General features: G+C 61.0%; 2 protein-coding genes. Both read right to left on the bottom strand.

From position 1 onward, the window contains the following. Nucleotides 1-2: 2 nt before the first annotated feature. Nucleotides 3-284 carry a restriction endonuclease subunit S gene (locus tag NW837_RS15080; RefSeq protein WP_414332427.1) on the bottom strand — a complete coding sequence of 94 codons (282 nt, stop codon included), beginning with the start codon at nucleotides 282-284 and terminating at the stop codon, nucleotides 3-5. Next, complete coding sequence (locus NW837_RS15075; RefSeq protein ID WP_414332429.1) at nucleotides 259-549, bottom strand: zinc ribbon domain-containing protein; 291 nt, start codon at nucleotides 547-549, stop codon at nucleotides 259-261. Before NW837_RS15075 ends, NW837_RS15080 begins: the two co-directional genes overlap by 26 nt. Nucleotides 550-557 lie beyond the last annotated feature (8 nt).

The raw sequence follows: 557 nt of genomic DNA, 5'->3' as shown, positions 1-557 counted from the left end.
ATCTATGGACTCTCGATCCAGTCGCCGTCTACAAAGGTCTTGTATCCCTTTCCCGCAAGGCTCTTGATTGTGCGTACCTCCCAATGCTCCGGCACGTGGCCCAGCCACGGGACGCCGGAGTCCTTGTAGGCCGGGTACGGCTTGCCGGTGCGGACGTCGATCTTGCCGGTGACGGCCTGGTGGATGAGGGCCTGACGGTATTCTTCGAGCAGCTTGATCAGCTTCTGCTTGGCGCGGGTGTAGCGCCGAATCCTGCTATCAAGAATGTGCGCAAAAGTGCGCACGGTTCTCTTCCTGCCCCGACGCGTCCTGTTGACCACCGTCGTATCTGACAGGCGTGACTTTCCCGACTACGGCGGGGACGGTCCCCGCCGCAGCGCCGCCATTGCTGGACGGACTCGCCACGGGTAGGGCAGTTTCGGTTGCCAGCCGTTTCAGGTTCAGCGCCGCATTGAGGTCACGGTCATGGTGCGCACCACATTGAGCACACACCCATGTTCGATCTCTCAATGTCAGCGCCTCGTTCTTCCAGCCACAGATGGAGCACAGTCGGCTAC

It is taken from the genome of Synechococcus sp. R6-10 (assembly GCF_047461815.1).
Taxonomy (GTDB): Bacteria; Cyanobacteriota; Cyanobacteriia; order Thermostichales; family Thermostichaceae; genus Thermostichus.
The sequence above is the reverse complement of the archived record's forward strand: the minus strand, read 5'-3'. Positions and strand labels throughout refer to the sequence as shown.